The 14,961-nt window shown below is 40.0% G+C and carries 12 protein-coding genes, 1 tRNA gene and 3 pseudogenes; 5 read left to right on the top strand and 11 right to left on the bottom strand.

Translation table 11 applies throughout. From position 1 onward, the window contains the following. Positions 1–16 precede the first annotated feature (16 nt). Together ACNS8M_RS12810 and ACNS8M_RS12805 are read left to right on the top strand one after the other, a co-directional pair. Positions 17–2,152, top strand: a complete 2,136-nt coding sequence (locus ACNS8M_RS12810) for a type I secretion system permease/ATPase (RefSeq protein ID WP_253116803.1) — start codon at positions 17–19, stop codon at positions 2,150–2,152. Continuing rightward, complete coding sequence (locus ACNS8M_RS12805; protein WP_419224898.1) at positions 2,149–3,588, top strand: HlyD family type I secretion periplasmic adaptor subunit; 1,440 nt, start codon at positions 2,149–2,151, stop codon at positions 3,586–3,588. The genes ACNS8M_RS12810 and ACNS8M_RS12805 overlap by 4 nt, the downstream gene beginning before the upstream one ends. 128 nt (positions 3,589–3,716) lie before the next feature. Here the strand turns inward: ACNS8M_RS12805 and ACNS8M_RS12800 are convergent, their stop codons facing one another. Then, on the bottom strand, positions 3,717–4,334 hold the full coding sequence (locus ACNS8M_RS12800) for a CAP domain-containing protein (protein ID WP_078390486.1): 618 nt from the start codon (positions 4,332–4,334) through the stop codon (positions 3,717–3,719). 135 nt (positions 4,335–4,469) lie between these two features. Here ACNS8M_RS12800 and ACNS8M_RS12795 point away from each other — a divergent pair. Then, a pseudogene (locus ACNS8M_RS12795) lies at positions 4,470–4,859 on the top strand (helix-turn-helix domain-containing protein); the annotation flags it as partial. A gap of 70 nt (positions 4,860–4,929) precedes the next feature. Continuing rightward, positions 4,930–6,020 (top strand): annotated as a pseudogene (locus ACNS8M_RS12790) (IS3 family transposase). 388 nt (positions 6,021–6,408) lie between these two features. On the opposite strand, the gene ACNS8M_RS12785 reads toward ACNS8M_RS12790, so the two are convergent. From ACNS8M_RS12785 to ACNS8M_RS12750, 8 genes and pseudogenes are all read right to left on the bottom strand, one after another. Further along, complete coding sequence (locus tag ACNS8M_RS12785; RefSeq protein WP_005401921.1) at positions 6,409–7,446, bottom strand: L,D-transpeptidase family protein; 1,038 nt, start codon at positions 7,444–7,446, stop codon at positions 6,409–6,411. 128 nt (positions 7,447–7,574) lie between these two features. Next, a pseudogene (locus ACNS8M_RS12780) lies at positions 7,575–8,078 on the bottom strand (IS4-like element ISAba33 family transposase); the annotation flags it as partial. A gap of 28 nt (positions 8,079–8,106) precedes the next feature. Continuing rightward, positions 8,107–8,808, bottom strand: coding sequence for an IS1 family transposase (locus ACNS8M_RS12775; RefSeq protein WP_419224897.1), 702 nt, complete (start codon positions 8,806–8,808; stop codon positions 8,107–8,109). A gap of 195 nt (positions 8,809–9,003) precedes the next feature. Next, a complete protein-coding gene (locus ACNS8M_RS12770) occupies positions 9,004–9,750 on the bottom strand; it encodes an ATP-binding protein (RefSeq protein WP_317097890.1) in 747 nt (248 codons plus the stop codon). Positions 9,751–9,760: 10 nt separating this feature from the next. After that, positions 9,761–10,369 (bottom strand): DUF1376 domain-containing protein, encoded by a 609-nt coding sequence (locus ACNS8M_RS12765; RefSeq protein WP_419224896.1) that lies wholly within the window; start codon positions 10,367–10,369, stop codon positions 9,761–9,763. Positions 10,370–10,438: 69 nt separating this feature from the next. Further along, positions 10,439–10,687, bottom strand: a complete 249-nt coding sequence (locus ACNS8M_RS12760) for a hypothetical protein (RefSeq protein ID WP_180160752.1) — start codon at positions 10,685–10,687, stop codon at positions 10,439–10,441. Beyond that, positions 10,677–11,861, bottom strand: coding sequence for an Arm DNA-binding domain-containing protein (locus tag ACNS8M_RS12755; protein ID WP_419224895.1), 1,185 nt, complete (start codon positions 11,859–11,861; stop codon positions 10,677–10,679). Before ACNS8M_RS12755 ends, ACNS8M_RS12760 begins: the two co-directional genes overlap by 11 nt. Before the next feature lie 12 nt (positions 11,862–11,873). Then, positions 11,874–12,089 carry a hypothetical protein gene (locus tag ACNS8M_RS12750; protein ID WP_019837125.1) on the bottom strand — a complete coding sequence of 72 codons (216 nt, stop codon included), beginning with the start codon at positions 12,087–12,089 and terminating at the stop codon, positions 11,874–11,876. Positions 12,090–12,199: 110 nt separating this feature from the next. On the opposite strand from ACNS8M_RS12750, the gene ACNS8M_RS12745 reads away from it, so the two are divergent. Further along, the gene (locus ACNS8M_RS12745; RefSeq protein ID WP_084792783.1) at positions 12,200–12,409 is read left to right on the top strand and encodes a helix-turn-helix domain-containing protein; all 210 of its coding nucleotides are present in this window, start codon (positions 12,200–12,202) and stop codon (positions 12,407–12,409) included. A 328-nt stretch (positions 12,410–12,737) separates the two neighbouring features. Here the strand turns inward: ACNS8M_RS12745 and ACNS8M_RS12740 are convergent. Continuing rightward, positions 12,738–12,813 (bottom strand) — tRNA-Gly (locus ACNS8M_RS12740). 299 nt (positions 12,814–13,112) lie between these two features. After that, complete coding sequence (gene glmS, locus ACNS8M_RS12735) at positions 13,113–14,954, bottom strand: glutamine--fructose-6-phosphate transaminase (isomerizing) (protein WP_419224894.1); 1,842 nt, start codon at positions 14,952–14,954, stop codon at positions 13,113–13,115. Positions 14,955–14,961: the final 7 nt, after the last annotated feature.

The following is a 14,961-nucleotide window of genomic DNA, read 5'->3' as shown; positions in this document are numbered from 1 at the left end:
AAGATGTGGTGAACACGTGAGTACACAGATATTCGATCCTTTGGCATTATGCTTGATAAGGATTGCCAAAGATCATGACATAAGCATAACCCAAGAGGGCTTGTTGTCTGGTTTGCCATTACCTAATGGCCGCTTGATTCCGCAGTTTGTGGAGCGAGCTGCCGAGCGAGTAAGTTTATACAGCAATGTATTGCAACAGCGTTTACAGCAGCTCAACCACTTCGTATTTCCAGTGATTTTATTACTCAAAGATCAGACTGCATGTGTATTGTACCGTATTGATAACGAGCGCGAAATTGCAACCGTGTACTTCCCAGAAATGAATGATACGGTGACAGAGGTAGCGTTATCACAATTGCAAGAAAAGTACCTAGGCACTGTTATTTACTTACAGCAGCGACAATTTATTGCGGATAATCAGCTTAAGATGCAGTCGAGTACGCAGCATTGGTTCTGGGGGGTTATTCGTCAGCATCGTTCGATGTATAAAGACATTTTATTGGCTGCATTATTTGTCAATATTTTTGCTTTATGTTCACCGTTTTTTGTGATGAATGTCTACGATCGTGTCGTACCGAATCATGCTTTAGATACATTATGGGTTTTGGCGCTTGGTATTACTTTGGTGATTACTGCCGACTTGGCACTTAAGCTAATCCGTAGTTATTTTGTCGATTTGGCTGCAGTACGTGCCGATAATAAATTGTCGGCATATATTATGGAAAAAGTACTTGGTCGCCGTATGGGACAAGATAATTTGTCGGTAGGAATGATGGCATCAAACATTCAATCTTATGAGTCCATTCGTGCTTTTAGTAGCTCAATGACTGTAGTTGCAATGATTGATTTGCCATTTTTTATTCTTTTCTTAGCGGTTATTTGCTTTTTATCTTGGATTTTTGTCATACCTTTACTCATTGGTGCAGTGGTTATTTTACTTTATGCGCTCTCTGTGCATATTCGTTTGAAGCAGTTGTCGGAGGCAATGTCGGAAGCATCTCAACAGCGACAAGGCTTATTGATTGAAACCTTAAATAATGAAGAAACAATAAAAAGCTTTAATGCGACAGGACGTATGCAAGCCCTGTGGGAAAAAGCCACGCGCTTTAATGTACATTATTCTTCGAAGTTACGTTTTTTGGGTGGCACTGTTGGTAGTTTTGCAGGATGGGTACAGCAAATTACAGGTGTGGTGATCATTTTGGTTGGGGTGTATCTCATTGTAGAGGGTAAGCTTTCGCAAGGCGCGCTCATCGCTTGTTATCTGTTGGCAACACGATCATTAGCACCTATTTCACAAGTTGCGGGGTTATTAACCTCTTATTATCAGGCTTCTAGTGCATTAAAAATGCTGGATCAAACAGTACAATCAGAACAGGAGCGTGACAATCTAAAAGGCTGGCTTAGTCATCCACACTTACAAGGACAAATTGAGTTTAAAAATGTAAGTTTACGCTATTCGGAGGAAGCAAAATCTGCATTGAATGATGTTTCTTTTTCCATTCGAGCAGGAGAAAAAGTTGCGATATTAGGTAAGGTTGGTTCGGGTAAAAGCTCAATTGAAAAATTATTATTGGCGCTCTATCGTCCAACAGAAGGTTCAATATTTATTGACCAAACTAATATCGCGCAGATTGACCCAGCCGAATTGCGAAGCCAGATAGGCTATATCCCGCAAGATATTGAACTGTTAAATGGCACAGTATTATCAAATATTGTATTGGGTAATCCGCATGCGAGTCGAAGTGCTGTCGAAAAAAGTCTTATCGTGTCGGGATTGGCACATATTTTAAAAGCGCATGAAGATGGTTTATCTTTTCAAATTGGTGAGGGGGGTAGCAAGCTATCAGGAGGGCAGCGTCAAGCTATTGCTGTAGCACGTGCTATTGCTCAAGATGCAAAAATTCTAATTTTTGATGAACCGACAAGTGCAATGGATACACCATTAGAGCATCATGTAATACGGCAGTTGCAACAATATATGACTGCTCAGCATACCTTGATTTTGGTGACGCATAAGCCTTCATTATTGGCTTTGGTTGATCGTATTATTATTGTGGAAGATGGAAAAATCATTGCCGATGGTGATAAAAAAACGGTGATGAGTACGATGTTTCCTCAGCAAAGTCATCACAGTGGAGCAGCATCATGACGCAACCACAGAAAAAAACCCAACGCGAAAAACTCTTTGAGCAAGTAGGAAAAAGTATTGAGAACTCTGAGCAAGTCAGTCAGTCTATTTTTTCCAGGTTGAAGTTATTTAAAAAGTATCAACCTGCAGCAGCAGATGATTGGCAAAGTCAGGTTCAAGAGGTCACACAGTCGCAAAAGCCTATGCAAGCACGTTTGATTCTTTATATTGTTGTGGCAATTTGCTGTATATTTTTACTATGGGCAGCTTTTGCACAGGTTGATGAAATTACTCGTGGCGAAGGTAAAGTTATCCCCTCCCAGCAAATGCAAGTAATTCAGTCTGTTGATGGTGGGGTGGTTGAAAAGGTATATGTGCAAGAGGGTGAGCATGTAAAAAAAGGTGACCTACTGATTCGTATTGACCCGACAAGGTTCACCTCAAATTTGAATGAAGTTAATGCCAAGATTTTTGCCTTGCAAACCAAAGTTAGACGTTTAAGTGCACAATTAAATGGCTCGGGCTATACCTCAGGCAGTGTCCCTGCGGGGGTTTCACCTGATGCAGCTGCAATCATTATGGCGCAAGAAAGCCAATATTATGCAGAAAGTCTGCGTGAACTGAGTCAAAGAACCATGACCAATCAAGGCACGGTTTCGACCCGTCAACAGGAGTCACAACGGGCGCAAGCTGCGCTCGGCCAAGCCGAAAGAGCATATCAAATTGCGGTGCGGGAGTTAAATACCACAAGACCGTTGTTAAAGACGGGTGCAGTGTCAGAAATGGATATTTTGCGCCTTGAACGTGACGTATCGAATGCCGATGGCGAACGCAAACAGGCGGCAGCGAATTTAAGAGCTACGCAGGCATCTATTGGGGAAGCGCAATCACGCACTTCTGAGGCTGCGGTGAGTTTAAAAAATCAATGGCGCAATGAACTGGCAGAAGCGCAAGCTCAGCTAGTGAGTTTAAAGGAAAGTATTTCAGCCGTGGCAGATCGAGTAAAAACCACAGATATTCGTTCACCGACCAATGGTATCGTGCAGAAAATTTTCTTTAATACCATCGGTGGGGTGGTGAAACCGAGTGATCAAGTCGCGGAAATCGTACCTTTAGATGGACAATTGATTGTTGAAGCAAAAGTGTCTCCGAAAGATATTGCTTTTGTACGACCAGATTTGCCTGCGGTGATTAAATTTACGGCCTATGATTTTTCAATCTATGGCGGAATGAATGCGAAAGTAAAACATATTAGCCCAGACACATTTACCGATGAAAAAGGCAATATGTTTTATATCGTCCGTGCAGTGACAGACAAACCAACTTTCGGTAAAGGATTGTCTGTGATTCCAGGGATGACGGTTCAATTGGATATTACGACAGGTAAGAAAACAATTCTTTCTTATTTACTTAAACCAATTTTAAAAGCGAAAAACAATGCCTTAACCGAGCGTTAAGTCGAATAAACGTCATCAATCTACTAAAAATCCTTCTTTTAAAAAGAGGGATTTTTAATTTATAAAGCAGATTTTATAAGTGTTAATTTCAGTTTTTACCCGATCAAATAAAGATCTTGTACTCGGTTTTAGTTTTTCCCGCTACCAAAGTGTTGCACCCAGTATGTTCGATGGGTTGTAGGATTTCGGCTACATGCGATCGCATAATCTTTAAATTGCGGTTTCATTAAGTTATCGCAATGTCCTGGGCTTAATGCCAGCCAATTTTCAAGAACTTGTTTAAGGTTGGTTTGACCTGTTGCTAGATTTTCACCCCCACCGCCTTTATACCCTGTTTTTTTAATACGGAATCTAAGATTTTCACCTCCACGCCCGACATGACTTAAAATCTGACGTTGTGAAATATCCTGTGCATGCGCAGTTGAGCTCATCTGTAATTGATTATTCCATTTTAATGAATGAGTTGCCGAGTAGGCAATTTTTCCACATTGTTGGGAGTGATTTCGAATTTCATTAATGGCATTTAAAACTGCTTGCTGAAACTGTGGATTTTGAATGTCATCACAAGAGATTTTGTCAAAAGAGGCTAAAGTCTGTTGAGGATTTTTTTGAGTGGGTATCGTTGTTGATTTTGCAATGGTTTTATTTGATTGATGCTGCAAAGGCTGTTGTGGTTGTGAATTTGAACATCCATGTAGTAAAAAGTATAGACTGCATATAAAAGAATGATAAGCAATATTTTTCATAGTGCACCTCTAGCAAATTTTTTTATTCATCAGATGTATTAGTTCAGACTTGATCGGACATAACTCTTGAAAAAGAGAAAGTTACCCATTTTGATAAAGGTGTCGAAATCTTAATCAAACAAAGGTAACTTTCTTATGTTGCATACTAACAATCAAATCATTAAACACAAAGTAGGTCTGCTCAATTTAGCTGAAGTGCTTCAGAATGTATCTAGAGCGTGTAAAGTGATGGGTGTCTCTAGAGATACTTTTCATCGCTATCAGGAGCTAGTACAGTCTGGTGACATGGATGCATTGATCAATAAATCCCGTCGAGTACCTAATCTAAAAAATCGTGTAGATGATGCTACAGAACTAGCAGTCATTGATTTCGCAACTCAGTATCCAGCTTATGGGCAGCATCGTACTAGTAACGAATTACGCAAGAAGGGTGTATTTGTTTCAGGTAGCGGTGTTCGCTCTATTTGGTTACGCTATGATTTAGAGAACTTTAAGAAGCGTTTGAAAGCACTCGCAGCTAAAGTGGTAATCCCCCCTAAAAATAATAGGATCTAAAAGTAGAATTTTCTCTTAAGATACGAGCAGGAGATTCTGCATGAAAACATCTAAATTTACTGACAGTCAGATCATGTCCATCTTGAAACAGGCAGAATCTGGCACACCTGTAGCGACCCTTTGCCGTGAACACGGCATGAGTAATGCTACCTTTTATAAATGGCGTGCCAAATATGGTGGTATGGATACATCATTAATGGCTCGACTGAAAGAGCTAGAAGCCGAAAATACCAGACTTAAAAAGATGTATGCGGAAGAGTGATTAAAGGCCGAAATCATCCAGGAAGCGATGGCAATGAGCAGCACTGCTGCGCAAGGGTAAAGCCATCTTGCCGGCGTAAGATGGCACAACAGGCAGTTGCCCAGCATGCCATTAGTATTCGTTTGGCTTGTAAAGCATTTGGCATTAGTGAAACCTGCTACCGCTATCAAGCCAAACTCAGCGATGACAATGCACTCATTGCTGAACAGCTCATTGAACTCACTGAGGAAAATTCCGATTGGGGCTTTGGTTTGTGCTTCTCGTATTTACGGCATGTTGAGAGTTGCTGCTGGAATCACAAGCGGGTTTACCGCATTTACTGTGAGTTGGCACTGAATCTACGTATTAAACCGAGAAGAAGACTAAAACGGCATGCGCCTGAACCATTGAAAGAACCAATCCGAGAAAATCAGGTTTGGTCATTAGATTTTATGCATGATCAGCTTTCCGATGGTCGCAAGTTTCGATTATTGAATGTGATTGATGATTACCGCCGCGAAGGCCTAGCCATTGAAGCAGGGTTCTCATTGCCCACAATCAGGGTTATTCGTACGTTGAATCAATTGCTGGAGTGGAGAGAAAAACCGTTAGTGATCCGATGCGATAATGGTCCCGAATTTATCAGTCACGAATTTGTGCGCTGGGCTACTGAGCACGGTATTCGTATTGAATATATTCAACCGGGTAAGCCACAGCAGAATGCGTATATTGAACGCTATAATCGGTCCATACGTTATAGTTGGCTGAGCAAGCATTTATTTGATACTTTGGATGAAGTACAAGATTATGCAACAAACTGGTTGTGGCATTACAATCATGAAAGACCACATCAAGCTAACAAAGGAAAGCCACCTCTAATGGCTGCTTAACCTCTACTTTTAACTTCGGTTATTTATGGGAGGATTACCGTATCAGTCGAAATTTGTAGGTGATCGGTTACGCACCTTAGAGCTATCGGGTGATGAAGACGCTAGGTTTATTAAAGATACTGTTTTTGCTAAGAAAATATCGACTTATTCAGATTATTTAGACCATAAAGATGAAAAACCTAAGTATCCGAGGAATCTTCCTGGAAATTGGACGTATTCCGAGATTGAGCTGTTTGTTAGTGCCCAATTATTGGCAACTATGAAAAGTGGGAAAAGTATACGCCTAGCGAAATCTTGGCTTTGTGGGAAGAGACAAGAGGAATTGAGCTTGAGAACGCAAGCGCTTGATTGCTAAATTTTGATTTTTCAAATAGCGAGGTAAATTTTTTCATTCCAAGAAAATTACAGTTAACCCCTTATGGAGGACTTTAGCTAAGTTATTAGCATCCCAATTAGTCAATCGGATACAACCATGCGATGCTGTTTTAGAAATTAAGGCGGGATTTGGCGTGCCATGAATCCCAAAAGAAGGTCGAGATAAACCAATCCAAATATTTCCTACAGGGTTGTTGGGTCCTGGGGGGAGGCTTAAGGGCTTAAGATTTTTGCCTTGAATAAAATTCTTAGGGTTATAACTATAATGTGGATTGAACACGATACTGCCGATGGCATGCGTGCCAGTGGGTGAGGGATTATCTTCGCTCCCGATCGTTGCAGGAAAAGATGCAATGATCTTATTTTGTCGATTAAGCAAATATAATTGTTTAGAACCTTTGTGTGCAATAATGCTTTGCACATTATTTGGCAAAACATTTATTACATTTGCGACAATAATCTTTTCACCGACTTTATTAAAATTTGCGCCTGAATTAATTTTTTTTAAAAACAATTCATCCATATGGAATTTTTCACCGAGCATTTCGGTCACACGGGTGTAATACAAGCCCTTCATTTTTGACTGTTCGGCATAATCCACAGGGATCGATTGAGCATAAGGACCTTTCAAGTCTTGTGTGGTAATGGTGTACTCAATAAACGTCGGTTGAGTCGTAACTTCATTTAAAAGCCGCCAAGTATTTGCATCTAACACTCCGTCACCACTTAAACCCTTCATAATCTGAAAAGCTGAAATGGCTTTCACAGTATTTAGGCCCAATATGCCATCAATTGCACCTGAGGATGAGTAATGGCGACTCAACAGCACTTGTAACTTTGCGTAAACAGGAAGATAGCCTTTTTCAAGATTGTCCGACCACTCCGCTTTATTTAGATTATCTAAAGACCATGTGTCGGCTTGGTTTAACAGTGCTAAATTGTTTAGATTGTTGGTGGTAGGAGGAAGTGATTTTTGTGGTTCAGCTGCAAGAGTATAAGTCGAAAAAATATACATACTACTCAGGCAAATAACTAAAAAGCGACTCAACATAACGACTAACCCCCAAACTAATTTTATTGATCAAAATAACTGCACTCATATTTTAAATAAAGTTGATAATTTAAAAATGTATATAAAATGCGGCTTTGTAACAATTTTAACTCTGTACACGACAAATTTCATAGGGCCCTTGTCCTATCAGGCTTTTTCTTTCTTAAAATTGCTAGCACTTTCTTAAATTCTTCTTTTTTCCCAAAACCAATCAAACGTAGAATAGCCATTTGAACATGGTCCAAACCGTAGCGAAATAAACTTACTGAAAGTCGTCCATGCTTCTTTATTTTTATCGCTTTTTTTCGATCATGTTGCCATTCACCTGTTAAATAGCACCAACAGAAACCGATAGCTAGCACTGCTATCAATTTCTTGACTCGTCTAGGGTCTGTTAAACGAGTATTTTCAAGATTGAATCCACGTCCTTTGAGACAACTAAATAAGGTTTCGATTTCCCAGCGTAATGCATAATCACGAATAGCTGAAGCATTCAACATAGGAGAAACAACAAGTAAAAGTTCTCCATCTTCTAATCGTAGCGCACTAATATACAGTTTCACTCGACCAACCCAAATACGTCGTTTACGACATTCAGTTTGACCAACTTGAAGATGACGAAATAAATCACTAGGTGGTGTTTCAAAAAGTATGCTGGCGTTAAACAAATCCGTTATTAAGGGAAAAGAAAGTCAAATCAAAGGCTTTAAAATGATTTTCGAGCTTTTTAGAAAAGTTGCAACTTCTCCTAAATCCACGCCTGATTCGATGACGAATTCTACAGTTGTTACCTTCAATACCGACGGTAAAAAACTTACCGATCACTTGCTTGCAACATTGAAATGCTGTGATAAAACTATCCCAGTGATCACTCGCAATTTCAGCATATTGAATCCCAAGCTTTTTAAGTCTAGCTTTAAGACGTTGAACCGTTGCTAAATCCCGCTTACCCCAAACATAAGCAACAACTTCTCCAGATTCTCGATGGTAGGCATAAATAAGCCATTGTTTATTTTTCTTATTCCCTACAAAAGTCCAAAGTTCATCGACTTCAAGACATTCGTAGTGGCTTTGTTTAGGCTGAATCTGATAGATCGATTCACTTAAGGTTCGTAATACCTTGCCAATGCTGATACGCTCGACTTCAGCAATATCTCTTACACCGCTTCCTCTGACCATTAAATGTAATATCTTGCCGGTAATACCTGAGTTACATCCTTGATAGCTTAATGCATGATCACCAATAAACTGACGTTTGCAATCTTTGCATTGATGGTTTTGTTTCCCATCTACTTTGATGCCATTTCTCTTTATATTGTTACTTAGACAGGTAGGGCATTTGATTTGTAGCGTTATTTTCATACCTCTATTTTATCAAAAGCCATATTGTTTTTTTCAGCATACTTTTTGAAACACCACCAAATAAGAACGGGTGTTTAGCTTCAAATAAGAATATCTGTCCATTTAATAAGAATATGCAATTAATGCAATTTTGAAAAATCTAATTATAAAAGCCAATTATTTCAGCGAGATAATTGGCTTAAGTAAAGAGTCGTATTATTTGGTTATCCGCTGATCATCCCAATAACACGGTACTACAATCAAATTGTTTTCATGTAATCGTGACCATAATCGGATACCTAAATCTCGCTGCATATTTTGGACTGTGAAATTGGAAATCAGAAGGGTAGATTTCATGTTGTCATAACGACTATACAAAACCTTATGTACCATCTCCAGGCGTTTTTCATGCCGGTCATGCAGGCCATATTCATCAATCACTAATAAATCAAAGCTGGAGAAATGGTCGATGACTTCCTTTTCAGAGCGTGAAGCATCTGACCAAGTGTCCATCATTTTTTGAGCAATTTCTGCACTGGTATAGTAGCGTGCAGATTTTGTACTGTTATGTAGAATGTTACGAATAATTGATGCACTCAGATGGGTTTTACCTGTACCTGGTGTACCAATCATCAACATGTTCGGGTTGTGGTCAGAAATAATCTGCTGTGCAAAGGCCTGACATAGTTTGATGGTATTGTCTTGTGCAGGGCATGCAACTACATAATTCTTGAAGCCCCGATCCAGGTAGCGTTTATTGAGCCCTGAATTTTTAATTTTCTGTTGTAGCAATCGCTGTTGCAGTTCATTCTCATAGGCTGCATGTGAGTGATGAACAGTTTCTTTGGCACACAATTTACAGAGCCTGTGACCAGCAATTTCCATTAGGGGTATATTATGGGTAGCGCAAAGTGTTTCCGTTGTTTCTGCGCGAAACTGGAGTGTTTTGAGCATGGTATTCATGACTGATCTCCTAAATCCACTTTGAATTTTCTAAAAAACTCTCATTTTTTTCTTCAAAATTTGAAGATGAAGATGAAGATGAAGATGAAGATGAAGATGAAGATGAAGATGAAGATGAAGATGAAGATGAAGATGAAGATGAAGATGAAGATGAAGATGAAGATGAAGGGCATGATTCAAGCATGGCTTGAGTAATACTCGAGCTCTTCTCAGGAGCTGCTTGAGCATTAACTTTTCGGTGCTTGGTTGATGCTTGAGCATTACTAGCGGATTTCCCCCAACGTGCCTGAGCTGCATTTTTAGCTTTATCAGATTTCATTTGCTGATTTTGCAATGCCTGGCTTTTTAAACTGCTTAAGAAATTTGAATGAATCTGCTCAGACTCGACTTCAAACAATTCTAGGGCCATCAGCGTATTTAACAAAGTTTTAGCCTTGGTGTGCTGCGGTAATTTCGTGATGCTACATACAGTCGCTAGGTCGTGAGGAATGGCACCATTTTTCCAGAAATCCATCATTAACAGCAGTGCCGCACCAATTTGTTCTGCTGTCATTCGTGCAAATTTCGCCTGTAGGTCGCCAATATAGAGTGGCATCCAAATTGAAATATCTTTATGCATGTGTTCACCTTTTTTATAGGGATAGAGGGGCTAAGGTCATCGATTGGATGACCTTGTATATTTATTAGATCAAGGAGCTAAGCTCATTAACCGAAGGCGAGCCTGTTGGGCCAAGTCGTCGTAATGGGCTTGTCCATCATCCAGCATTCGCTGTAGCCAAAGTCTCAACGCCTGGTGATCATCGAAGCATTTATTGATTTCCAGCAAAAAGGCCAGATTGTGCAGTTTGGGAATGTGTAACTCATGAATGAGTTCACGCGCGACCCTATCTGCTTCATGGCTGACCACCACACCGCCAAGGAAAGCTTTATTGTTCATGTGCAAGCTCCTCGGTAGTGAGTCTCTCCAGCATGGCTTCAAAAGCACTGCCATCGCGACGGGTAACATTCGGAATGTAGCGGCTATAGACCCGGAACAACATTTCAGTGGTTGAATGCCCCAATTGGCGAGCGACCCATTCTGGATTTTCACCTGCCGCCAGCCAGAGCGTTGCTGCTGTATGACGTGTCTGATAAGCACGACGAGGCGTTAATCCTAAAAAGCGCAGGATAGGGTGCCATACACGCTTATTAACTAAACGGTAGTCTAGAGGACCGCCATCATGGTTGCAGAAGACGAAGTCCGATTTTCCGTTGTTGAGGCTTTTCTGTTGCAGAAAGGCTTGGTACACTCGGTCATTCATCTGGATCATGCGGTCAGAACCATACGTTTTGGTTCCACCAAGAACACCATTCACTAACGCTTCACGGATATGGATCTCACGACGTTGCAAGTCGATATTTTTCCATTGAAGGCCATCGATTTCACTGGTGCGCATACCCGTAAAAAAGCGGATGGTGTAATAAGGTTTAAAGTCGTCACGAACAGATGTAATAATTCGCTGAACTTCTTCAAGTGAGAAAGGCGTGACTTCAATCCGACCTTCTTTCAAACTTTTTATGTTTTTGTAAGGGTTATCAAAATCATATCGTTCGGATGCGCTATCTAGTATCATACGAAGTACTGTCATAATCTGATTGATTCGTGATGGTGAAAGGCATTCTTGGTTATTTCCGTATGTCACTTTGGCGAGGGATGAACGGAATCCAAGGATGTCTGACTTTTTGATGTTAATAACAGGAATTGTTCCGAAATATGGAGTTAAATATTTTCGAATAACAATTCTAATTTTTTCTGCATAGCTGCTACGCCATTCTATTTCTTTATCAGCAACCCATATTTCACAGTACTTTGAAAAAACAGGTGCTTTAGAACTCACTGCATTGATTTGGTTTTCAGCAGCTTTAATTTCTGCCAGTCGAGCACTTTTGGGAAAATATTTTGCATAATCAAATACACCTAAGAGCATTTCAGCTTCCATACGTTCAATCGCTTTTTCAAGTTTTTTACGATTGTTAGGTGTATCTTCCATTGCAGTTGTTTCACGGCAACGCTTATTTAAGTACCGAAAATCAATTGTAAGCTTGCCGTATCTTGTACGGATTGAGGCCATGTGATTGAACTCCTATTGTAGTTGTAGGCTATGAAGAGAGCCGAACGAGGTTTTTGTCATATCTTCCTCAATGCGTTCCCAAACATAAAGAATTTTGCGCCCACCAAATGGGCGAATGTAATGAACGCCTTCAATTAAGACGCTATCTTTCAGTTGATTTCTGATAGTACGCTCATTGTAATGAATTCGTTCCGAAAGTTCTTTTGTAGTAAGATACGTGAAGTTCATATGTATATCCTTTTAATAAGTATCACAATGATGTTATTTAAGATCACAATGCAATACTATAAGCATTTAATACATCATGCAAGTACTTTATTACACAATGGTGGTAATTAATGATAGTTTGCAATTTACCAGTTTTATTAGCAGAACGCAGAATGAAGGTTGCGGATGTTGCGCGTGAAACAGGGATGAGTAAAACCACTCTGCATAAACTTTATAATGGTCAATCGACTCGTATTGATTTTGAAACTATTGAGAAGCTCTGTTTATTATTAAATGTAGAGGTAGGAGATCTTCTGAAATTACAAGCTGAAGAATCTTAATACGATGAAATATTTATGAAATTAAGGTCACCAAATTTGGTCACGATCCTATTTGATCTTGAAAAATATTGAATTGAAAATAATAGAAGTCTAATGACATAGAGATTTTCGGTGGAATAATTTTTTAGGCAGTTTTAGAAAGGGGTTCTTATCTTTTTGATTTATTGAAGGCACCATTTGGTCACCATTTGGTCACCATTTGGTCACCATTTGGATATAGCACTTTTGTAAACTTACTTTTTTAAGAATAAAGATCTCTTATGAAGAAAAATATTGAATAAAATCAATAAAAAAAGCCTCAATCTTTCGACTGAGGCTTTTAGAATTTTGGAGCGGGAAACGAGACTCGAACTCGCGACCCCAACCTTGGCAAGGTTGTGCTCTACCAACTGAGCTATTCCCGCATGCGGTGTATAATACATGATGCAAAAATCGGGTCAATCATTTTTTGCATTCGTCTGTATTGTTTGCATAAATAAGCAACATTTTTAAAAATTCATCCTGCTATGGACTTTAAACTTGTATTTTTTGGATCATTCAAATGGTATGAATCAGACAGGTTCTGATTCTTGCGCTAAATGCACCTGTTTAGAAAAGATGAAGACATAAAAAATCCGCAGGCTGATTTTTTAATAAGCAGACTGCGGATTGAGATTGATCTAAAATCAATAAATTAAGTTTAAATCATTGAATAATATGGATATTATTCTACAGTTACACTTTTTGCTAGGTTTCTAGGCTGGTCGACATCTGTACCACGTAACACAGCAACATGGTAAGACAGCAATTGCACAGGAATACTATACACAATTGGCGCAAGCAATGAACTGACTTGTGGAACATACACGACATGCTGACGCTCTTTGTCTGCAGGAATCCCGCTATGCTCATCTGCAAAGACAAATAATTCACCACCACGTGCCTGTACTTCTTCCATATTCGACTTGAGTTTGTCCAGCATGTCATCTTGTGGTGCCAAAATCACCACAGGCATGTCATTGTCCACCAAAGCCAATGGGCCGTGCTTTAACTCACCAGCAGCATAACCTTCTGCATGAATATATGAAATTTCTTTTAATTTCAGTGCACCTTCCAAAGCAATTGGGAATTGTGTGCCACGACCTAAGAATAGGCAGTGATTTTTCTCTACAAACAACTCAGACAAACGTAAAATTGCAGTATCTTTTTGCAAAGTGTCTAAAATCACTTTAGGTGTGTGCCACAGGTCTGCAATAATTTCCGCAGCTGTTGTTGCACTCATTGCATTTTTCACCAGACCTACTTTTAACACCAATAACATCAGCGCTGCCAACTGTGTCGTAAAGGCTTTGGTCGATGCCACGCCAATCTCAGGTCCTGCAAGTGTCAACAAGCTATGGTTGGTTTCGCGTACCATAGATGAAGTCGCCACGTTACAAATAGTCATGGTGGTGATGTCTAAGTCTTTTGCCGCAGCACGTTTCTGGGTATCACGTAAGGCGGCTAAAGTGTCTGCAGTTTCACCTGATTGTGAAATGCACACATACAACGTGTTATTCACAATGACTGGCGTACGGTAACGGTACTCGCTGGCAATTTCTACATGGCATGGCAAGTTAATCAGCTGTTCAAACCAGTATTTTGCAATCATACCCGCATGGTAGCTAGTCCCACAGGCAATAATCTGTACCTGTTGGATATTGGCAAAATCACCTTCAGCATCTTTCAGGAAATCTTCACGTAAAGCATTGCCATTCAAGGCTTGCGAAATGGTTTGTTGAATGGCTTCAGGTTGCTCATAAATTTCTTTGAGCATATAGTGTTTATATTCACCCTTTGATGCATTGCTTACAGTGGCATCCAGCTCTTTTACAGGGCGTTGAACCGTTTGACCATTTACAAAAACTTCAATGCTGTGGCGGGTTAAGCGGGCAATATCACCTTCTTCCAAATACATGAAACGGTTGGTAATTGGCAATAATGCCAATTGGTCTGAACTGATAAAGTTTTCGCCAATACCGACACCAATCACCAAAGGCGAACCTTCACGCACAGTGATCAACTCATCTGGATAATCGGTATGGATAATTCCAAGTGCATAAGCACCTTTCAGTTGTGGCACGACTTGCTGTACCGCAGCCAATAAACTCGGTGCAGTTTTAAGAGCATGGTCGACCAAATGGGCAACCACTTCAGTATCCGTTTGAGAACTGAACACATAGCCTAAAGTTTCCAGCTCGTCTTTCAGTTCTTGATAATTTTCGATAATACCGTTGTGTACGACAGCAACATTGCCAGAAATATGCGGATGTGCATTGTTTTCAGTCGGTTTACCATGTGTTGCCCAACGCGTGTGCGCAATACCGAGTGAACCTGTTATTTGAGAATCTAGTACTGCTTGCTCAAGATTTGCTACTTTACCGACACGACGCTCACGCAAGACCTGACCTTGACTAATCAATGCCAAACCTGCGGAATCATAACCGCGATATTCTAAACGCTTTAAACCTTCAATGAGGATATTGGTAATACTACGTTCTGCAACGCCACCGACAATACCGCACATAGGAACT

Origin of the sequence: Acinetobacter sp. A2 (assembly GCF_048537555.1) — a bacterium.
Classification (GTDB): Bacteria; Pseudomonadota; Gammaproteobacteria; order Pseudomonadales; family Moraxellaceae; genus Acinetobacter.
Note: the sequence above shows the minus strand (reverse complement) of the source record. Positions and strands in the feature narration are given on the sequence as shown.